This window comes from Rickettsiella endosymbiont of Dermanyssus gallinae, from assembly GCF_019285595.1.
In the GTDB taxonomy this organism is placed as follows: Bacteria; Pseudomonadota; Gammaproteobacteria; order Diplorickettsiales; family Diplorickettsiaceae; genus Rickettsiella_B.
The window spans coordinates 1621391-1641938 of record NZ_CP079094.1 but is presented as its reverse complement, the minus strand read 5'-3'; the positions used below and the strand labels follow the sequence as shown (position 1 = coordinate 1641938).

The window sequence follows — 20548 nt, the reverse complement described above, 5'->3', positions numbered from 1 at the left end:
TGATTTCGTTTTAAAAAAAACGGGTGAGCAAGGAAAGCATGTAAATTTTAATGGGGTTTCATCTTCTTTTGCTTTGAGTAATTGAACCTCTTGTTCAATATAAGATAGGTAGAATCCGTTTTCCTCAGCGGGGATTACCGTATATTTTTTTTACGAGCGACCTCTAGATTGTTTTTGGAATCATCAATTAAGATAACCTGCGAATTTTTTCCATGAAAATTCATTATTTTTTTAGCCTGGCGTAAATGTTGGTTTTTATTGGCTGTTTTAGGGTGCTTTGGTAGCCAGGAGACTACTTTTATTTTCTCAACTTCTTCATGAGATAGACCCACTTTTTCTTCAAGAAATCTCGGAATTGTATGCCCATAATTGTTGAATGAGACGATGCAAACGGCATGACCCTCTTTAATCAAAGTCTCAAAAATATGCTTCCATTCATTTTGCTCGCCAATGACTTGAAAGTTTTTTATTTGATCGCATTGACGATCTTTATCGGTCTCTTTGCTAAGCATAATCTTCATGTGTGTTTGCCCATTTACAATAGTGTGATCAAAATCAATGGCAATTAATAACATAAATAATTCCTGTTTTATTTTAGTGGTTGAATTTGTATAGCATAATCCTGAATAGGCATTTTTCTTGAAATGACTTTCTTTTCATAAAGAAAGTCGGAAAAAGATTGATAATTTTCTTGATTAAGTTGCGCAGGATGACGTGCCAAATAAGGCAAAGTGGTTTGCCAAATCTGTTGGTTTAACGCATTATTTAAAACGGGATTATTTTTAGCAAATAATTGCCAGCTTTTTTCAGGGTTTTTTAGCAAATAATCACTCGCTTGTTGAAGCGCGATTAAGAATTTTTTTAAACGTGGATCGGCTATTTCACGGCGATTAGTCACAATAATTAATTCATCATAAGAAGGCATCACTGCTTCGACGGGAAATATATTGACTCGCTGGCCAGCAAACTGCAATTGTAATGGTTCCACATTACGCATTACATTAACAATAGCATCTAAGCGTTTTGAGAGTAGTGCTTGTGTTAAATTATATTGGATGTTGATAGCCTCTACATCCTTGAGCGTTAATGCTGCTTTTTTTAGAAAAGCTTCTAACGCTAAAGTACCTTCTACATTCGAGGTATAACCGATTTTTTTTCCTTTTAGATCAGCAATACTATCAATTCCACTGTCTTTTCTTACGACTAAACAATTTAAAGGTCTATCGATGAGTGTGGCTATACGTACCAGAGGTAAACCTTGTGTTGCTTGTACCACTAATTGTGGTTGATAGGTAATAGCGAGATCAGCACGACCGGCCGCAACGAGTTTAGCACCATCATCCGGATCGGCAGGAACAATAATATTAACGTTGATACCTTGTTGTTGGAAGAATCCTTGTTCTTGTGCAATAAAAATGGCGGCATGATTGGGGTTAATTAACCAATCTAAGATCAATGTTAATGGTTTTGCATTAACATAACGGGGCATTAAGAATAGTAATATAAAAATAAAATAGATTATACTCTTTGCACTAGAATTTTCGGCGGCGTTCCCGCTCAACTCGCCATCCTCATGTAGTGTCTATACACTCCGGTGGCTTCATTTTCGCGGCGCCTTGCCGAAAATCCCATTGCTGTGAGTATACTTTTTTTCATGAATTTTAAGTGCTACTTTGTGGGCTGTATTGTTGTATGACTAACCAAGGCATAGAAAAATATAAAAGTTTATCAACTAAAAAGTAAATAGAAAGGGTTAATAAAATAAGAATCCATAATGTGGCAAACATCAAATCGATTTGCATTTGAGCATTACTGCTGAGTAATAAAAATCCCAATCCTTGATTCGATCCCACCCATTCACCGATGACAGCGCCTAAGGGCGCCATGGCTGTGGCTAATCGTATCCCCGAAGCGAGCTGTGGTAGTGCGGCGGGAATACGGATGTGGTAAAGCATTCGCCAACGGTTAGCACCCATCAATTCTGCGTTATCCAAATAGTGTTGCGATGTTTTTTTTAAACCATCTAAGAAATTATTAGCAATCGGGAAGAATAGCATTAATGTGGTCGTGGCTATCTTTGCAGTAACGCCATAACCAAACCAAATAACGAGTAAGGGGGCAATTGCAAATATCGGTAATGCTTGGCTAATTAATAAAATAGGTAATAGAAGTGAATGAACCGGACGGAATAAGCTCATGCTGAGTGCTAGACTAATGCCAAATAAAATACCAAAGAATAACCCCAGCAGGGTTTCTGTCAGTGTAGGTAGTAGATTTGTCATAATCAGTGCACGGTGTGTGCTTAAACTACTTAGAACTTGTAAAGGTATGGGTAATAGATAGCTCGGCAGTTGTAAAACAACCACAGTACATTGCCAAATTAATAGTAGGGTGACAGTGATTAATATTCCTCTCATCAATAAGCGCATTAATACGTTTCCTTTAAACGATCTAACAATTTGCTTTGCCATTGTAATAATTTAGGATTGCTCAGTGAACGTGGCGGAGGATCTTCTAATAATGCTAGGGTTAGATATTCAATTTGTGCGGGCTGACCTGACATAATTGCGATATGGTGGCCTAAACGCAGTGCTTCTAAAGGATCGTGTGTGATTAATAATACCGTACGACACGTGAATGATTGTGCAGACAGCGTTTGTAGCTGGTAGCGGGTAATGGTATCTAATGAAGAAAAAGGCTCATCCATTAAAATAACCGGTTTGTTTTCTAATAATACTCTTGCTAATGCAACGCGTTGTTGCATGCCGCCAGATAATTGGGCAGGATATTTTTTTAAAACATGAGTGAGTCCGAATTGTTGCAATAGCATTTTTGCTTTTTCAGTTTCAGTCGCATGGTTTTTACCACGTAATCGATAACCGAGTAACGCATTGTTTTCAACACTAAGCCAAGGTAACAGTGCATTTGACTGCGGCATATAGGCGATACGCGATTCTAAGTTTTGTTGGTCGCTGGCAGTGATATCTGCGCGAGCAGATGTGTTTAGTTTGGCAATAAGTTGTAGAAGACTTGTTTTTCCAATGCCACTGGGTCCAAGTAAGCACGTTGTTTGACCAGCCGGTATATGAAAATTGAGTTGGTCAAATAAAATTTGATTTTGATATTGTAAACAAGCATTACTTATTGTAATAGCAGGCGAGCTTTTCATGTGCTTTTCCTACGCAGGCATTACCCCGATCAGGTTATAAAGGGTATTTCTCAGCGAATCCTTAATGATGGATAGGCACCCCTAAGTGAGGCCGATATTAACAAGCTTGTGATGAAAATAAAAGCAGAAACCACGTGATTTTGTATTAACTTTACGCATTTTTTTTGCCTTGGACTTGAGTTATTACAAAAGTTAACGTTTAATCAGTTTAATGACTTGGTTTTTTTGGGGAGTATTATGTCCAGAGCTTTTAAATCGCTTATTTTGGCAGGCATGCTAGCTTTATTTTCTACCGCCGCATTTTCTTCTATTATAGAAAAACCTATTAATTTTTCAGATTATAAAGGCAAGTGGGTTGTTATCAGCTATTGGGCAACCTGGTGTAGTATTTGTATGGGGGAAATACCCGAGTTAAACGCTTTTTATAAAGCACATACTAATGACGTGGTTATGTTCGGGTTTAACTATGATGATGACGGTAATTTAGCTAAACATATTCAACAGAGTGGTGTTGCTTTTCCTACCTTAAGACATGATCCAAAAGGGCATTTTAAACTGGGTAGAATTCGTGGGTTACCCTACATGCTTATAATAGGACCTGATGGTAATTTAAAGCGCGAATTAACAGGCGAACAAAGTAAACAAGACATAGAGAATGCACTGCGATAGACGGCTGACTCAAAGATTAAAATAATGGTTCGCTGCTTGTGTTGTCTTGTATATTAGCGGGTTCTGATTCAGTGCCCGTTTGATTGTCCGTGTTGTCGGGTGATGGGAAGTTTGATAAATCTTCCTCGCTGGGTGTTTTTGGTAAATTATCTTTACGGAAATATTCTAAAATAGAGCCGGGTGTACCTTCTGGAAGTAAATAACCCGTCATCGGATCGATGCTGGCAGTAATGATATCCGGTGGTTGAGGCATTGTTCTTTCAGGTTTGCCGTGTAGTGCGGCGCGCATAAAGTCTATCCACATCGGTAAGGCGGTTTTTGCGCCATACTCAAGCACAGAAGTAGGTTGATCAAAGCCGATCCAAACAGTAGCAACCAAATCACTATTAAAACCAGAAAACCAGGTGTCCACATAATCACTGGTTGTTCCTGTTTTTCCGGCAATATCACTACGACCTAAGCTTCTTGCTTGATAGCCGGTACCGTAGCGAACAACATCTTTTAAAGCGGAGGTTGTTAAAAAAGCAATATCCGCAGGGATAGCTTGTGGTGCATAAGGATTATCTTTGGCATCGGGTGCAGGTGCTTCAATTTTACCGGTCAAACAATCTTCACACGCTATCTTAGGTTCAGCTTGATAAATAACATCCCCTTGTTCATTCGTAATATGATCAATCAAATAAGGCGTAATACGATAACCACCATTAGCAAACACCGCATAAGCACGTGCTAACTCTATAGGCGTCACTTCTCCAGTACCTAATGCGAGCGAAAGATTACGTGGTAATTTTTTTGGATTGAATCCAAAGCGTTTTGCATACGATAAGACATAAGGCACATCAATGGCTTGCAATAAGCGCACTGAAACCAGATTAATAGATTTAGCTAAGGCAACACGTAAACGAGTAGGGCCGCTAAAAATATGATTATCATTTTGTGGGCGCCAAGGCTCATCGCGCCCAGGTATATCAAATACCAAAGGCGCATCGTTAAATACATTAGCGAGCGTATAACCTTTAGCTAAGGCAGCGGCATAAATAAAAGGTTTAAATCCAGAGCCGGGTTGTCGCTCGGCTTGAATGACTCGGTTAAACTTACTTACATTATAATCAAATCCACCTACTAATGCGCTGATGGCGCCATTTTGAGGATTTAAAGCAACCAGTGCGCCTTGTACTTTAGGTATTTGCGCAAGTTGCCAGATATTGTTTTGATTTTGCACACGTATGATATCGCCAATATGGACTTTATCTTTTAAAGCTTCAGGAGGCGAAGTGAGTTGCGTGCTGTCCAATTGAGGTATTGTCCAAGCCAGGCCTGCCCAAGGAATAAGAATAGACTGATGATTCGCTAATAAAGCCATAACGCCTTCATCTGTTATGAGCGTAATAGTGGCCGCTTGTAAGTCATTAACAGTAGGGATGCGATGCAATGTATTTAATGCTAGTGCTAGTTTTTTAGGATCTAAAGGGCCTATATTTTTTTCAGGGCCTCTATAACCATGTCGACGATCATAGGCTAATAACGCATCAGATAAGGCTCTGTTAGCCGCTATTTGTTGAGTGGTATTGAGTGTTGTATAAACATTATATCCTTTCGTATAAATGTTATCGCCAAAACTTTTATACATCATATCGCGAACCATTTCGGCGACATACGGTGCTTTTAACATACCGCTGGTTTCAGTATCAGGGCGTGTTTGCATAGGTGTTTGAATAGCGTTTTCATAAACAGGTTTTGATATGTAACCAAGTTCAAACATGCGAGCTAAGACGTGATCACGACGTTGTCTTGCGGCAATAGGGTTAACAATAGGATTAATCGCCGAGGGTGCTTTAGGTAGACCTGCAATCGTTGCCATTTCAGGCAATGTGAGTTGATTAAGCGCTTTATCAAAATACACTTGTGCAGCAGCAGCAATCCCGTAAGCCCGATTACCTAAGTAAATTTTATTAAGATAAAGTTCTAAGATTTGATCTTTGGTAAATTCACGTTCTATTTTGAGTGATAAAAGAATTTCAGTAAATTTACGTAAAAATGTTTTTTCGCGAGACAGGTAAAAATTACGTGCTACTTGCATGGTGATCGTACTACCACCTTGCACTTTCGTACCCGTTATTAATAATTCGCTAGCGGCACGTAATAGGCCATAAAAATCTACACCATGGTGTTCTAAAAAGCGTTGATCTTCCGTCGCTAAAAAAGCTTTAACCATTAATGTAGGCACTTCATTCAATCTGACCAAGTTTCGATGTAGTTCCCCGAATTCGGCAATTGGTTGACCATCACTGCTGTAAATCCGCATAGGAATAGGTAACTGTACAGATTTTAATTCATCGACATCCGGTAGTTGTTTATCTAGATATAAGTAAACCAAGCTGGCCACTACGATAAACGTAATGAAGAGGCTTATTAGCATCAACAGTAAATTGCGGAGAACAGAAGGGCGTTTTTTCATAGTGAGGGGCATTAATTAGCTTATGTCATGATATCGCATCTTTTTATTAATGTCCTAATTGCGTCAAATATAAGGGCATATAAGTTTAGATTAACAATTGATAGTTCAATGATTTAATTATGTTTTGGTTGATTGACATCAATTTATTTGGATGCATAATAAAGGATAGCGTTTATTTCCATTGCCGAATAATAGACTAAACAATGCGCTTTATTAGGGATAGGTTAAACATAGAAAGGTCAAGAAATGACATCATAGGGTTAGACATAGGGTATTCATCCATTAAATGTGTTGTTTTACGATGGATTGGCGGTACAAGTTTTCCCTATGAGTTAAAAAATTATAGTGTAAAAGCGATTCCGTCCGGTGCTATCGGGAATAACGAGGTTAAGTCCCAAGCGTTATTAACGACATTTATTAAAGAACTGTTAGAAAAAGCGGCTATTTATTCCAGCTATTGTGTAGCAGCGCTCCCCGATACTTTAGTTAATAGTAAGTGGATTCGTCTTGATTGCTCTGCGGCTGAAAATATTGAAGTTGCCATTAATTTAGTCGTAGAAGAACATATTCCTTATCCTTTAGATGCTGTTTATTTTGATTATCAAATTTTTGATAATCAGCAAGAAGACGTTAGTTATCTTAATGTATTATTAGTTGCTTGTCGTAAAGCGCATTTAGATGCTCGTTTAGATATTCTTCATCAAGCCAATTTAACGCCCCTCTTTATTGAAGTAAATTCGCATGCGGTGGAGCGTGCGTATTTGCATTTTTATTCTTCAAGTATGAAAGAATATTTCGTGCTTATTGATGTTGGGATGGCTCAATTAACCCTTCTGTTTTTAGATCAGACTAAGTAATTACGGAGCTATAGTGAAAGGATGCTATTTTCTAATAACGAAACGGTACTACAGCAAACACAACGGTTTATTAATGCAATTTTTTTACGTCATCCTTATGATCAATGGGATAAGATTTTTTTTATAGGTTCTAATCTCCCGCTATTAAAATTTTTAGTAAAAAAAATGAATGGGTTTTTTGGTCTAAAAACGGTAACGGTAGCCTATGAAACATCATTGTTCTCTTTGAATGGTTTAAACACAAAAGAATTTAAAAAACTATTTCCGAGCTTATTTTTAAGTTTTGGTTTAGCTTTGAGAGCTATCTAGTTTAGGAAGTATTCTAATTTTCTAAGTAGTTTGCAATGAAGGAAGTCAATTTATCGCCTTGGAAAGGACCGCCATATAAACAGAAAAAATTTGAATTAAATTTTTTTCTATCTGGGTTTGTATTGCTACTTTTTTTATCGGCCATGCTGTTAGATTTTTTTTAGCCTACCAAATTAAGCAATTAAAGATTAATAAGAATAGATTAAATCATCAGCTTAATTCACTTTCGGGTGCCATTGAAAAATTAAAAAAGGAGAAACAACAGCTTGAACAGCTGCAAATGAATGGAGTGAAGAATAAAAATGCTCAATTTATGGATAAAAATTCTTTAAAAAGCTATTCAATTACACAACTTAAAATGGTTGGTTTTTTGCGCGGAGGTTTTTTTAAAAAAAATGGGCATTGCTAAAATTACCAAATCAATACTTTTATAAAGTTGAAGTTAATGATGAAATTGGGATAGAACGGGCCCATGTTGTTTTTCTTGATGAAAAAAGAATAATTGTTAATGGAATAGATAATAAAAAAATAGAATTAAACCTAAATAACTAGGAAGTTTTAATGTGTGTTATTTCTCTTTTCTGAGCAAACGTATAATAGCTTGTTTGTTTCTTTTTGTATCCTGCCAGGCATTAGCCGCCAACCCAGTTTCAATTCCAGTAGATTCCCAAGTAAATAAGAACATGATAGGGACACACCTATCATTCGATGAGACAGGAAAGCATTGTGAAAGCAATGCGAAGTCGAAGAGCCCGCGATAGGCGTGCGTTGACGGGCGAAGCAGGAAACGCATCACGCCGTAAAGTCATTTGTGGGAGGCACGGGCATGAACTCCGAAGGAGTGAGTGCGTGCCGGACGCAGGACGTATCGCGGCCTAATTTCAGTCGCGTCATGCGAACGAATTTCGGGGACACGATGGCCGAAATTCTTCGGGAGCATAGCGACTCACTTGAAACTTTCAAGATATTAAAATACGTGCTGCGTTACAGTTATTAGCAGAGTTTGGGGAGTTTAACTTAATTGTAGATGATAAGGTGCAAGGTAATTTAAGTTTACATTTAAATGATATTCCTTGGGAGCAGGCATTAGATATTATTTTGAAAGCTAAAGATTTAGTTAAGTATCCTATCAAAAATAGCTGGGTTATAACGCCGCAAAGTGAAATTTTACAGCGTGATAAAGAAAAATTAAAAATAAATATTGAGCGACAAGCATTAAGCCCTATGCTTGGCAAGTTAATACAAATTCGGTATAGCAAAGCAACCATACTAGCAGATTTATTAAAGGATAAAACTAATAATATTTTATCCTCAATGGGTAGCGTTAATGTGGATAAACGGGGAAATAGTTTATGGGTTAAAGATTCACAAGTGAGTCGCTATGCTCCCGAAGAATTTCGGCCATGGTGTCCCCGAAATTCGTTCGCATGACGCGACTGAAATTAGGCCGCGATACGTCCTGCGTCCGGCACGCACTCACTCCTTCGGAGTTCATGCCCGTGCCTCCCACAAATGACTTTACGGCGTGATGCGTTTCCTGCTTCGCCCGTCAACGCACGCCTATCGCGGGCTCTTCGACTTCGCATTGCTTTCACAATGCTTTCCTGTCTCATCGAAGGAAAGACTTATTCAAATAGAAAAGATCATTAGGCAATTTGATAGGCCCATTAAACAAATAGCGATAGAGGCGCGAATTGTAAATGTAGGTAAAATAAAAGCCAGTGAGTTGGGTGCTAAATTTGGGTTTAGGATATTGTCTTCATCAGATATTTCCTCATCTAATTCTAAGTCTTCTTTAAGGAGTTCTACTCCAGACCTAAATATGGATTTGCCTTTCTCAGAAATGAAACGTGGGAAAGTACAACTTAATTTAATGCAGATTGCCAAAAATATCTTTTTAGATTTGGAATTAACGGCATTAGAACAAGTGAGTCGCTATGCTCCCGAAGAATTTCGGCCATCGTGTCCCCGAAATTCGTTCGCATGACGCGACTGAAATTAGGCCGCGATACGTCCTGCGTCCGGCACGCACTCACTCCTTCGGAGTTCATGCCCGTGCCTCCCACAAATGACTTTACGGCGTGATGCGTTTCCTGCTTCGCCCGTCAACGCACGCCTATCGCGGGCTCTTCGACTTCGCATTGCTTTCACAATGCTTTCCTGTCTCATCGAATGAAGGGGAGTTAAAAATTATTTCCACACCCCATCTGATGACGGCCGATCAAATGCCCGCTTTTATACAAGCGGGCGAAGATATTCCTTATCAAAAAAAGGAAGGAGGCGATACTGTTATTCAATTCCAACCAGCCGTATTATCCTTAAGCGTAACACCTCAAATATTGCCTAAGCATCAGTTAATGCTCGATTTGGTGGTAAACCAAGATCAGCCCAGTACTTTTACGGTGTCAGGTACGCCTGCTATTCACAAGCGAGGTATTAAGACGCGAGTTATCATAAATGATGGTGAAACAGTTGTATTGGGAGGGATATATGAGCATATGCAGAATCAATCGATTGAGCGAATCCCCTTTTTAAGTTCCCTGCCTATAATCGGCCGTTTATTTTCTTATAAAGAAACAAGCGAAAAATGTAATGAACTTTTAATATTCTTAACCCCTACTATTTTACCCCTTTAATTATTAGGCTTTTTTAAATGAAATAGGTATATACTCACAGCAATGGGATTTTCAGCAAGGCTCCGCGAAGGAGAGAGCAACCGCAGTGTATATAGATACATGAGGATTGCGAACCGAGCGGGAACACAGCTGAAAACTCAAGTGCGAAGAGTATATTTACCTAAAGCTCGGTATACGGTATTTTCATACTATGAACTGGATTCAATGGTTTCGATTCCCTAAATTAGACAATAATAGGCTGATTCATAGCCTAAAGACCGCTATTGCCTTTTTATTAGGCGTATTTATTGTACGCATATTTCATTTTCCCCAAGATGGACAGTGGGTATTAATTAGTATTTTAGTGGTTATGTGCGCGCAATCTCGTGTGGGCGCCATTATACAAAAATCTTATATGCGCTTTTTAGGTACTGTTTTAGGTGCCTGTATTGCAGCGATCACACTTTGGCTGGCTTATCCTTCCGTTGTTTGGACTACTTTAATATTATGTCTTACGACGGCTTTATTTAGTTACATTGCCGATAGTCCCAGTTATTTGAGTGAAGCTGGACCTTTAGGTGCGGTAACCACGGTGGTTATCTTGGTTGGCCAAAACCCGAGTTATGCCAATGTTTTAAGCCGCTTTTTTGAAATTAGTTTGGGTATCGTGGTTGCCTTGTTAGTCTCACGTTTTATTTGGCCTTTACATTCCAGAACACAATTACGTTATATTGTGTTAAATACCCTAAAAAACCTGAAAGAAATTTCTAAGCAATTAAAAGGATTTTATTCTTTAGAAGCTGAAAAGAACTATGAAGTTTATGAAGATAAAGTAATCAGTCGATTTAGTAGTCAGAGTAAATTACTGGATGAAGTCATGCGCGAATCGTTTGGTCGTTCGCCGCTAGCACACGTGTTTAAGGCTATTCTGCGTTCAGAGCGCGAAATTTTACGTTGGATTAGTTTGATGAAAAACGCATTAATGAGTTTTTCTGAAGAGATGCGTGTGAATATTAATCAACAGGCGCGGGTACAAAAGATTTATGAGCGCAGTGATAAATTGTTTGAAGCACTTATAGAACAGCTTAATGATAAAGAAACTGAATATCCTGCTACTACCTTGGCGAGCATATTAAAATGGAAAAACGAAGTGCAGCAAGAGCTCAGTCCACTTATCACGACAGATTCTGATAAGTTAGCGATTGATTTATTTATTTTTGCAGCAGGAAATTTATTAAACCAATTAACAGAAACGCACCATTTAATAAAAAAAATATAAGCTATGAATAATTCATCTCATCGTTTAATACGTGCTTTTTTTCGGCAGCCCGTGGATCGAACACCAGTTTGGATTATGCGTCAGGCCGGCCGATATTTGCCTGAATACTGTGCAACGCGTAAAAAAGCAGGCGATTTTTTAACGCTCTGTAAAACACCTGAATTAGCGTGTGAAGTTACGTTACAACCTTTAGCACGGTTTGAATTAGATGCGGCTATTCTCTTTTCTGATATTTTAACGATTCCTGATGCCATGGGTTTAGGTCTGTATTTTGTAGAAGGCGAGGGGCCAAAATTCCATAAACCGCTTAAGACATTAGCGGATATTAAAGCATTAAAAATTCCCGACCCGATGCAAGAACTACGTTATGTTTGTGATGCCGTTTCATTATGTAGGCGTGAAATCAATAATAAAGTGCCTTTAATTGGATTTTCAGGTAGTCCATGGACATTAGCGTGTTACATGTTGGAGGGAGGCGGAAGTCGAGAATTTAGACAAGTTAAGACATTGCTTTATCAAGAGCCACAAGCACTGCATTCTTTATTAAATACATTAACAAAAGCCATTACCCAATATCTTAATACACAGATAGAATTGGGTGTGCAAGCCGTAATGATTTTTGATACTTGGGGTGGGTTATTAACACCTTCGGCTTATCAATCTTTTTCATTAGATTATATGACGCAAATTGTTGCGGGTCTTACGCGTGAACATAATCAAGAGAAAATACCGGTGGTATTGTTTACTAAAGGTGGTGGGTTTTGGTTAGAAAAAATAGCTAACTCAACGTGTGATGCGATTGGTTTAGATTGGACGATTGATTTAGCACAGGCTCGGCAACGTGTGGGAGATAAAGTCGCCTTACAAGGTAATATGGATCCTGCTGTGCTTTTTGGTACGGATGAACGCATACGTGAAGAGGTAAGCACGATTCTTAGTGCTTATGGAACCGGAACAGGGCATGTATTTAACCTAGGACATGGTATTTCTCAATTTACTTCGCCTGATAAAGTAAAGGTATTGGTGGGTGCTGTGCATGAGTTGAGTCAGCCTTTTCATAAAGCCTAGCTTAAGATCGTAGCTTGAGCGCTGTTCTCCATTTTACTTTTTGTTTTACTAAAAAATAATACGAAATAACCAAGAATGCCTGATAAAGCAGAGCCACTTAAAACGCCTAGACGTACCAAAGAAGAAGTCTCGCCATCAGAAAAAGCAAGATTAGCAATAAACAAACTCATGGTGAAACCAATACCGCAAATTAAAGCAGTGCCATAGATATGTTGCCAGTTTGCCTTATGGGGTAATTTTGCCCACTTGGCTTTTACTGCTAACCAACTTGCACTAAGAATTCCAAGCTGTTTACCAAGAAATAATCCAGCGATAATGCCTAACGGTAAAGGATGCGCTAATGTTTTCCAATGCAATCCAGTAAACGATAAACCCGCATTAGCAAAGGCAAAAACTGGCAAAATAGCGTAAGCAATCCAAGGGTGTAGTTGACGTTCTAATTTGTTTAATAAGGACGGTTGTTGCTTGCTGTTGCGCAATGGAATAGTGAGGCCAAATAGTACACCCGCAATGGTTGCATGCACGCCAGATTTAAGAATAAACAACCATAAAGGTAGTGCGAATAGCAGATAGGGCAGAAAGCGATTAATATCAAAATAATTTAACGCGATTAAAGCGATGAGGCAGGCAAAAGCAAGGATTAAGTAAAGCCAACCGATCTGTTGTGTATAAAAAATTGCAATAACAAGAATAGCGCCCAGATCGTCGATAATGGCTAAGGCGGTTAAAAAAATCTTTAAGGAATTAGGAATTTTTTTATTAAGTAGTGAGAGCACGCCTAAGGAAAAAGCGATATCGGTTGCCATTGGAATGGCCCAGCCCGGTGTGTTTACAGAGTGTCCATGATTAATGAGTAAATAGAAAAATGCAGGTACTATCATCCCTCCAATAGCTGCCATCGTAGGTAACAGCGCTTTATTGATGCTATTAAGTTCACCTTGTATCAGCTCACGTTTTATTTCTAAACTGACTAAAAAAAAGAAAATAGTCATTAAGCCATCGTTAACGAAGTGCAAAAATGAGAGATGCAAGTTTCCTAAAGTGAGAGTTAGCTGTAATAGGTTTTGGTAATAGCTTTCTAAGGGTGAGTTGGCGAGAAATAAAGCAATCAGTGTAGCAATACCTAAAAGTATTCCGCCGGCTGTTTGTAGTTGTGTAAACTGATTAAATAACTTACGCATTTAATGAAAATCCTTTGAATCACTGTTAAGCCATAGGCAGTGACCTGCTGTTTTATTAATCGTTGATAAACAGCGTTGGTGCTCGCTTAGCTCTTCTGTATTGGCATGAAGGATAGGAAGTTCGTGCATAGTAACGCTCTTTTTATTTTTGGTAGAGGTGAGTGGATGATTAGTGATTTGATTATCGTCAAATAGATTGGTTTGGCCACCGGTCATCGCAAGATAAACGCGCGCTAATAATTCAGCATCGAGTAGCGCGCCGTGTTTATCACGCTTAGAATTATCAATCTCATAACGTTTACATAAGGCGTCTAAACTATTACGTTGTCCGGGATGAAGTTGCCGTGCTAAAGGCAGTGTATCCAATACTTGGCAATAATGAGTTACTTTTTTGTAATTTTTTTTGGTTAATTGTATTTCATTATCGAGAAAAGAAAGATCAAACGGTGCATTATGGATAATTAACTCAGCGCCGTTGATGAATGCTAATAATTCATCAACGATGGATGAAAATAAGGGCTTGTCTTGAAGAAATTCGGTGGTTAAGCCATGCACAGCCAGTGCGCCTGCCTCGCTGTCGCGTCCTGGGTTCAGATAACAATGAAAATGTTGTTTTGTTAATCGACGATCGATTAATTCAAGGCAGCCAATTTCAATCACGCGGTGTCCAGCACTGATTTCTCTACCCGTCGTTTCGGTATCTAAAATAATTTGACGCATAAATAAAAGTTAATAAATGAAGAAACAAAAATGGATAGTACCGCGTATTCATCCTAGCTAATGCGATTATATTTTTTGTAAACTTTGTAATTGTTCGCGTAACTTTAACTGCTGGGCAGTAAAATCACTGAGGCGTTTATTTTCTTGCTCAACAATCTCGGATGGCGCATTGCTTATAAACGCCTTGTTGCTTAATTTAGACTGCGCACGCCCAATTTCTTGTTCGATTTTATTAATTTCTTTTTCTAGGCGCTGTATTTCTGCATTTGTATCGATGAGTCCAGCCATAGGAATTAATATTTCCAATGTACCGACTAAGCCCATAGTACTAGGCCCCGTTGTTTCTGCTGCCTTTTGTTCATTAAGCCAGCTTATATCGCTGAGTTTAGCTAGGTTGATAATATCCGCGGCAAACAGCACACTATTTTCACGATCGTTTTCATTACCTTTGGCTAATAATAAAGGAATTTTCTTTCCAGGTGCTATGCCCATTTCGCTACGAAGTGTACGTATCGTAGTAACCACTTGCTTAATCCATGCTAAAGATTCTTCGGCAGAAGGATCTCTTTCCGCTTCATTAATGCGGGGATACGCTTGTAACATGATTGTTTCGCCGGTTTTTCCAGCCAGTGGCGCAATCGATTGCCAAATTTCTTCGGTAATAAAGGGCATTAAAGGATGCAATAAGCGTAAACAGATTTCTAATATCTCGATTAAATTAGCACGTGTTTCTTGTTGCGCTTCGGGCGCATCGGTTTTGAGTAACATGGGCTTAGCTAATTCTAAATACCAGTCACAAAATTCATTCCAAACGAATTCGTAGATGGTCTGTGCCATTAAATCAAAGCGATAGGTTTGAAAATGGGCATGCATAGCCGCCGTGGTCGATTGTAATTGTGAGCGAAAAGCACGGTTTACTGGCATTGATAAGGTAGTCGGTGTACTGCAAACGGTTTGATTTTCGGTATGCATGAGTACAAAGCGTGCGGCATTCCACAGTTTATTACAAAAATTGCGATAACCTTCCGTGCGATTTAAATCAAAACGAATATCGCGTGTGGGTGAAGCAAGCGCACAATAAGTAAAACGCAATGCATCCATACCAAAAGCAGCAATACCTTTGGGGAATTGTTGACGTGTAGCCTGTTCGATTTTTTTCGCCATTTGGGGTTGCATCAGACCTTGGCAACGTTTCTTGATTAATGCTTCTAAACTAATACCTTGTGTCACATCGAGTGGATCTAAGACATTTCCTTTTGATTTCGACATTTTCTGTCCATCATGATCGCGGATGAGCCCGGTAACATAAACCTGTTTAAAAGGGACTTCACCCATGAAGTGTAAGCCCATCATCAGCATGCGCACCACCCAGAAAAAAATGATATCAAACCCTGTTACTAACACATTGGTTGGATAAAAAGTTTTTAGCTCCTGCGTTGAGGTTGGCCAACCTAGGGTAACAAAAGGCCATAAAGCGGATGAAAACCAAGTGTCTAGCACATCTTCATCTTGTTTAAGTACGATTGAATCAGGAAGTGCATAATATTTTCGAACGCTATCCTCATCCTGCCCTACATAGATTTCGCCTTCTTCATCGTACCAAGCCGGTATTCGATGTCCCCACCAAAGTTGTCGGCTAATACACCAATCTTCGATGTTTTCTAGCCACTGTAAAGAAACTTTTCGCCAGGTTTCAGGGATAAAATCAAGTTCTTCATTATGAATGGCATCGATCGCCGGTTTTGCCAATGGTTTCATAGACATAAACCATTGATCCGTGAGATAGGGTTCTATAATAACGCCAGAACGATCACCGCGCGGAATTTTTAAGGTATGCGCTTCTATTTTTTCTAATAATCCCAGGGCTTCTAAATCTTTGACAATTCTTTGTCGTGCTTCAAAACGTTCCAGTCCTTGATAAGATTTTGGGACCGATTCATTGAGATGTGCGTTAGGCGTAAAAATATTAATACTTTCTAAATGATGGCGTTGTGCTAAGGCATAATCATTAAAGTCATGTGCAGGTGTTATTTTAACGCAGCCGCTACCAAAGGCAGGATCGACACTGTTATCTGCAACAATAGGAATTAATCGATCGCTTAATGGAAGCTGTAATTTTTTTCCAATGAATTTTTGAAAGCGTGGATCGTCAGGGTGGACGGCAACGGCCACATCACCTAATAAGGTTTCTGGCCGCGTTGTAGCAACGGATAAAAATAAATCAGGTGAGTCTGCAAGCGGATAAAGAATAGTCCATAAGCTGCCTTGTTCTTCTTGGTTAATAACTTCAAGATCAGAGACAGCAGTTAATAATTGTGGATCCCAATTGACTAAGCGTTTTCCTTTATAGATCAAGCCCTTTTGGTATAAATCAACGAATACTTTTTCTACAGCCGTTGAAAATTCGGGATCACGCGTAAAACGTTCACGCGACCAATCAATGGATGCTCCCATGCAACGTAATTGCTGAGTGATCATGCCGCCTGATTTGGTTTTCCATTCCCACACAGATTCTAAAAATTTTTCTCGCCCTAAATCGTGGCGTGTTTTTCCTTGTGCCAATAGTTGGCGTTCTACCACCATTTGTGTGGCAATACCGGCATGATCCGTACCGCCTTGCCACAATACATTTTTTCCGCACATGCGCTGATAGCGGATCAAAGCATCCATTAATGTGACTTGAAAGCCATGCCCCATATGTAGACTACCGGTCACATTCGGAGGAGGCAGCACAATACAGTACGCTTCTCCTTTTCCACTCGGTTGAAAATACGTGTTATTTTCCCAACGTTCGCGCCACGTGGCTTCAATCTGTTTTGAGTTATAGGTTTTATCTAGCATGGTAAGCTTATGTTATGTGTTGTTAACGGGCAGTTTTGTTCTTTATAAACCTTATATTTTTTACGAGCTTGTATTTTATGGTCTTTTTCTTCGCATACGACTTCAATGATGCGTGAAAATTGGCTGAAAAAGGGTGGTGCTTCTTGTGTAAGATTAAATAAAATATCCGCCGATTGTTGTTTGGGTTTGTCGGTACCAATCAGTATAGAAGGCGGAAACAAGGCATCGCTTGTCTCACCTATCTGATGTGGGATGAAACTGATATCTCTAAAAGTCCATAATAAGTCATCTAGGCATTGCGCTTCTTCTAAAGAACTGGTGTGGATATAAGCGTGATTTTGCTGCTGGTAGGCTTTTTCTACTAAACGACAGAGAAAACGGTAGCTGTCTTGTTTGCTAGCGGTATTTAATAAATAAAAATCAACATTTGGCATAATGTATTACCACCCATTTTTTATGAAGCCTCACTAGGCGCCGTATTAGCATTCGCTGCTAGCGCAGCGGGTTTGGGTTTTGCGGCAGCGGCTAACATGCCAGGGTCACGTGCTTTTTCAGCTAAAGGAGAAAAAGGGTGATTGTCCGCATAAGCAATCACCGTGTTTGCAAACGGGATTCCAGCTTGTGTATTTCCTGTTTTATACATCGATAGCATACACGTTTGAACGTTGAGTGTGGGATTATGCGCCGCTAAAGTCTGACATTGTAGGCGTAACTTATTCATAATTTGCGTGGCGATGACCATATTTTTACAGGGACGGAATAAATCCGCTGCGTGAGCGCCCACTTCTGGGAGCCATTGGCTGGAAATTTGCATTAAGCCAATATTAACCTTTTTGCCTTGTGCTATTTTTTCTTGGGTATAAGCAATGGCTGCAGATTCTGTTTTAAATTGTTTAGATTGCTTATCCACCGTGACGAACAATGGCTTATTTCCACTTCCTGCTTGTACCATGGCATAGGGGACAGTATTGTCTGCATAGAGACTGCAAGCTAAAATAAGGGTGACTAGATCCATCGCTTTTTCTCTCGTTTTTTCTCTTAGAAATATGAATAAATTATTCTTATACGGAAATATACCTACAGCGCTCTTGGGTTGGCAAGTACTTTAGGCATCCGCTAACCGGGAGGCCAGTGTAGGGCGCGTCCCCCTATGAGGTGTAAGTGCAAATGGAAAACCTCTTGCCCGCCATCCTTATTACAATTGAAAACGGTACGATAGCCTGATTGGGAAATATTTGCTTTTTCGGCTAAGTGACGTGCTGTTTGCACCATAGTTCCAACCAGCTCAGTATCCTCTTCCGTCAAATCGTTTAAGGTAGCGATATGTTTTTTGGGAACAATGAGTTGATGAATAGGTGCACGTGGATGTAGATCGTTGAATGCTAGGATATTTTCATCTTCATAAACTTTATCAGTTGGCAATTCACCCTTAATTATTTTACAAAAAATACAGTCCATAAGCTTCCTATGACCAAGATTGGGATGGTTTAAAGTGTCAATTTTGTTATGATTATGCTTTAAAAGAAACTTTTAGGAAATATAAACAATGAGCGCGCTTGTTAAAATTGGACCAGGTAAAAAAACGCCGGATGAAATCAATGTAGTGATAGAAATTCCTAGTCACAGTGATCCCATTAAATATGAGGTTGATAAAGAGACGGGTGCTTTATGTGTAGACCGATTCTTAGGCACAGCAATGTACTATCCATGCAACTATGGTTATGTACCTCAAACCTTGTCAGAAGATGGGGACCCCGTGGATGTGTTGGTTGTTGCACCATTCCCTTTGTTAATTGGCTGTGTCATTGCCTGTAGACCGGTCGGTATGTTGGAAATGGAAGATGAATCGGGTATTGATGCCAAGATTTTAGCGGTTCCCATTGATAAGCTGTCAACACTTTATCATGGGGTAAAGACCTGGGAAGATTTACCTTCACAATTAACCGATAGTATTAAGCACTTTTTTGAGCATTATAAAGATCTTGAGAAAAATAAATGGGCCAAAGTGAAAGCGTGGAAGGGTGTTAAATATGCCCAAGAAGAAATTTTGACGAGTATTAAACGTTACAAATAATAAAAACGTTGTGTAGCGTCATGCGAGGGCAATAAACCAAATAACAGCCCGTTTGGAAAGGTTTCTCATGGATGTGTACTCACAGCAATTGGATTTTTGGCAAGGCGCCGCGAAAACGAAGCCACCGGAGTGTATACAGATACATGAGGATGGCGAGTTGAGCGGGAACGCAGACAAACATTCAAGTGCGAAGAGTATCTTACGAGACTGGTTGGCAGTTTACACCGTGCCACAATGTGGTTTCGCAACGGTGTTGAAATTACTTGCTGTTTTTTCAACACCTACTGCATTACTCTCAGCATCACCCGAAGCATTATCTGCAGCAGGCATCAGTAACGCTTTAATAGCAGGGTTAAAAAAACCTGATTGGAAACGTGTTGATGCTTGCCTCACTTGGCGAGAAAAACCGGGCCGGCATATTCTGCATTGGCAGAATGATCTTTATCCACCCTTACTACGTGAAGTAGCCTCTCCACCTTTAGTTTTATTTGTTGAAGGTGATGTCTCTGTCCTTAAAGATTATCAATTGGCTATTGTGGGTACGCGTCAACCATCGCCAATAGGTTTAGAAATAGCCCATAGCTTTGCAAGTGAATTAAGCCAGCAAGGGTTTGTTGTTACGAGTGGTTTAGCACGCGGTATTGATGGCGCGAGCCATCAAGGGTGTTTAGCGGCAAGCGGTAAAACAATCGCTGTTTTAGGTTCCGGAATTGGTCAAATTTATCCTCGTTGCCATCGAGGATTAGCGTTGCAGATTGTAGAAAAAGGAGGCGCGCTTATTTCTGAATTTTTTCCCGATGTATCCCCAAGAACAGAACATTTTCCACGCCGCAATCGGATTATTAGTGGATTAAGTGTAGGCGTTGTTGTTATTGAGGCGGCGATGAGAAGTGGTTCCTTAATTACGGCACGTTATGCAGCGGAACAAGGACGTGAGGTTTTTGCTGTGCCGGGCTCTATTGCTAATCCTTTGAGTCGGGGTTGCCATGCGTTGTTAAAGCAAGGCGCTAGCCTTGTTGAAAGTAGTCATGATATTTTGCTTGGATTGTCTTTTGCAACGGGCTTGTTTAATGTGGCAATGGGTCCTATAGAAGGTAGTTTTACAGTAACGGATCGACCCGATTCAAAACCTGGGCTTGATTCTGACGATATAAAGCTTGTAGAGTGCCTGGGATTTGAAACGACGACAATAGATAGTTTAGTCATGCGAACCGGCTTGACGGCAGATAGGCTACTTGCTCGTTTAGCCTTACTTGAGTTACAAGGTTATATTAGTGCGGTCCCCGGGGGCTATGCGAGGAAATAAAT

At 39.6% G+C, this 20548-nt stretch carries 24 protein-coding genes; 11 read left to right on the top strand and 13 right to left on the bottom strand.

Features of this window, described 5'->3' with window-relative positions; genetic code table 11:
• Positions 1-134 precede the first annotated feature (134 nt).
• From KX723_RS08345 to KX723_RS08330, 4 genes are all read right to left on the bottom strand, one after another.
• The gene (locus tag KX723_RS08345) at positions 135-575 is read right to left on the bottom strand and encodes a hypothetical protein (protein ID WP_218813891.1); all 441 of its coding nucleotides are present in this window, start codon (positions 573-575) and stop codon (positions 135-137) included.
• A gap of 14 nt (positions 576-589) precedes the next feature.
• Entirely contained in the window at positions 590-1489 is a 900-nt protein-coding gene (locus KX723_RS08340; protein ID WP_218813890.1) for an ABC transporter substrate-binding protein, read from the bottom strand.
• 172 nt (positions 1490-1661) lie between these two features.
• Positions 1662-2429 carry an ABC transporter permease gene (locus KX723_RS08335; protein ID WP_218813889.1) on the bottom strand — a complete coding sequence of 256 codons (768 nt, stop codon included), beginning with the start codon at positions 2427-2429 and terminating at the stop codon, positions 1662-1664.
• Positions 2429-3169 carry an ABC transporter ATP-binding protein gene (locus KX723_RS08330; RefSeq protein WP_218813888.1) on the bottom strand — a complete coding sequence of 247 codons (741 nt, stop codon included), beginning with the start codon at positions 3167-3169 and terminating at the stop codon, positions 2429-2431. Before KX723_RS08330 ends, KX723_RS08335 begins: the two co-directional genes overlap by 1 nt.
• A 237-nt stretch (positions 3170-3406) precedes the next feature.
• Between KX723_RS08330 and KX723_RS08325 the strand changes: the two genes are divergently transcribed.
• Positions 3407-3838: a TlpA family protein disulfide reductase gene (locus tag KX723_RS08325; protein WP_218813887.1), complete on the top strand. Its 432-nt coding sequence runs from the start codon at positions 3407-3409 to the stop codon at positions 3836-3838.
• A gap of 16 nt (positions 3839-3854) precedes the next feature.
• Here KX723_RS08325 and KX723_RS08320 read toward each other — a convergent pair whose 3' ends face one another.
• Complete coding sequence (locus KX723_RS08320) at positions 3855-6257, bottom strand: penicillin-binding protein 1A (protein ID WP_218814993.1); 2403 nt, start codon at positions 6255-6257, stop codon at positions 3855-3857.
• Positions 6258-6499: 242 nt separating this feature from the next.
• Here KX723_RS08320 and pilM point away from each other — a divergent pair, with 242 nt between their 5' ends.
• The 4 genes from pilM (at position 6500) to KX723_RS08300 (ending at position 8893) form a co-directional block, all read left to right on the top strand.
• Positions 6500-7153: a type IV pilus biogenesis protein PilM gene (gene pilM / locus KX723_RS08315; RefSeq protein WP_218813886.1), complete on the top strand. Its 654-nt coding sequence runs from the start codon at positions 6500-6502 to the stop codon at positions 7151-7153.
• Positions 7154-7174: 21 nt separating this feature from the next.
• Complete coding sequence (locus KX723_RS08310; RefSeq protein ID WP_218813885.1) at positions 7175-7462, top strand: hypothetical protein; 288 nt, start codon at positions 7175-7177, stop codon at positions 7460-7462.
• Between the two features lie 708 nt (positions 7463-8170).
• Positions 8171-8341, top strand: coding sequence for a hypothetical protein (locus tag KX723_RS08305; RefSeq protein ID WP_218813323.1), 171 nt, complete (start codon positions 8171-8173; stop codon positions 8339-8341).
• Positions 8342-8428: 87 nt separating this feature from the next.
• Entirely contained in the window at positions 8429-8893 is a 465-nt protein-coding gene (locus tag KX723_RS08300; protein ID WP_343230287.1) for a secretin and TonB N-terminal domain-containing protein, read from the top strand.
• 11 nt (positions 8894-8904) lie between these two features.
• Here KX723_RS08300 and KX723_RS08295 read toward each other — a convergent pair whose 3' ends face one another.
• A complete protein-coding gene (locus tag KX723_RS08295; RefSeq protein WP_218813323.1) occupies positions 8905-9075 on the bottom strand; it encodes a hypothetical protein in 171 nt (56 codons plus the stop codon).
• On the opposite strand from KX723_RS08295, the gene KX723_RS08290 reads away from it, so the two are divergent.
• Positions 9048-9449 carry a hypothetical protein gene (locus tag KX723_RS08290; RefSeq protein ID WP_218813883.1) on the top strand — a complete coding sequence of 134 codons (402 nt, stop codon included), beginning with the start codon at positions 9048-9050 and terminating at the stop codon, positions 9447-9449. The genes KX723_RS08295 and KX723_RS08290 overlap by 28 nt on opposite strands.
• 11 nt (positions 9450-9460) lie before the next feature.
• On the opposite strand, the gene KX723_RS08285 is transcribed toward KX723_RS08290, so the two are convergent.
• Positions 9461-9631, bottom strand: a complete 171-nt coding sequence (locus tag KX723_RS08285; RefSeq protein ID WP_218813323.1) for a hypothetical protein — start codon at positions 9629-9631, stop codon at positions 9461-9463.
• Between KX723_RS08285 and KX723_RS08280 the strand changes: the two genes are divergently transcribed.
• The 3 genes from KX723_RS08280 to hemE all read left to right on the top strand — a co-directional run bounded on the left by KX723_RS08280 (position 9604) and on the right by hemE (position 12424).
• A complete protein-coding gene (locus tag KX723_RS08280) occupies positions 9604-10098 on the top strand; it encodes a type IV pilus secretin PilQ (RefSeq protein ID WP_218813882.1) in 495 nt (164 codons plus the stop codon). The two genes, KX723_RS08285 and KX723_RS08280, sit on opposite strands and share 28 nt — an antisense overlap.
• A gap of 190 nt (positions 10099-10288) precedes the next feature.
• Positions 10289-11356, top strand: a complete 1068-nt coding sequence (locus tag KX723_RS08275) for an FUSC family protein (RefSeq protein ID WP_218813881.1) — start codon at positions 10289-10291, stop codon at positions 11354-11356.
• Positions 11357-11359: 3 nt separating this feature from the next.
• Positions 11360-12424, top strand: a complete 1065-nt coding sequence (hemE, locus tag KX723_RS08270; protein ID WP_218813880.1) for a uroporphyrinogen decarboxylase — start codon at positions 11360-11362, stop codon at positions 12422-12424.
• Here the strand turns inward: hemE and nhaA are convergent.
• The 6 genes from nhaA to KX723_RS08240 form a co-directional block, all read right to left on the bottom strand.
• Positions 12421-13605 (bottom strand): Na+/H+ antiporter NhaA, encoded by a 1185-nt coding sequence (nhaA, locus tag KX723_RS08265; RefSeq protein ID WP_218813879.1) that lies wholly within the window; start codon positions 13603-13605, stop codon positions 12421-12423. The genes hemE and nhaA overlap by 4 nt on opposite strands.
• Positions 13606-14325, bottom strand: a complete 720-nt coding sequence (gene dnaQ, locus KX723_RS08260; RefSeq protein ID WP_218813878.1) for a DNA polymerase III subunit epsilon — start codon at positions 14323-14325, stop codon at positions 13606-13608.
• A gap of 66 nt (positions 14326-14391) precedes the next feature.
• Positions 14392-17166 (bottom strand): valine--tRNA ligase, encoded by a 2775-nt coding sequence (locus KX723_RS08255; protein WP_218813877.1) that lies wholly within the window; start codon positions 17164-17166, stop codon positions 14392-14394.
• The gene (locus KX723_RS08250) at positions 17160-17600 is read right to left on the bottom strand and encodes a DNA polymerase III subunit chi (RefSeq protein ID WP_218813876.1); all 441 of its coding nucleotides are present in this window, start codon (positions 17598-17600) and stop codon (positions 17160-17162) included. Before KX723_RS08250 ends, KX723_RS08255 begins: the two co-directional genes overlap by 7 nt.
• Before the next feature lie 20 nt (positions 17601-17620).
• Positions 17621-18181: a transglycosylase SLT domain-containing protein gene (locus KX723_RS08245; protein ID WP_218813875.1), complete on the bottom strand. Its 561-nt coding sequence runs from the start codon at positions 18179-18181 to the stop codon at positions 17621-17623.
• A gap of 101 nt (positions 18182-18282) precedes the next feature.
• Complete coding sequence (locus tag KX723_RS08240) at positions 18283-18624, bottom strand: histidine triad nucleotide-binding protein (RefSeq protein ID WP_218813874.1); 342 nt, start codon at positions 18622-18624, stop codon at positions 18283-18285.
• Between the two features lie 88 nt (positions 18625-18712).
• Here KX723_RS08240 and ppa point away from each other — a divergent pair, with 88 nt between their 5' ends.
• Together ppa and dprA are read left to right on the top strand one after the other, a co-directional pair.
• Positions 18713-19240, top strand: coding sequence for an inorganic diphosphatase (gene ppa, locus KX723_RS08235; protein ID WP_218813873.1), 528 nt, complete (start codon positions 18713-18715; stop codon positions 19238-19240).
• 157 nt (positions 19241-19397) lie between these two features.
• A complete protein-coding gene (gene dprA / locus KX723_RS08230; RefSeq protein ID WP_218813872.1) occupies positions 19398-20546 on the top strand; it encodes a DNA-processing protein DprA in 1149 nt (382 codons plus the stop codon).
• Positions 20547-20548 lie beyond the last annotated feature (2 nt).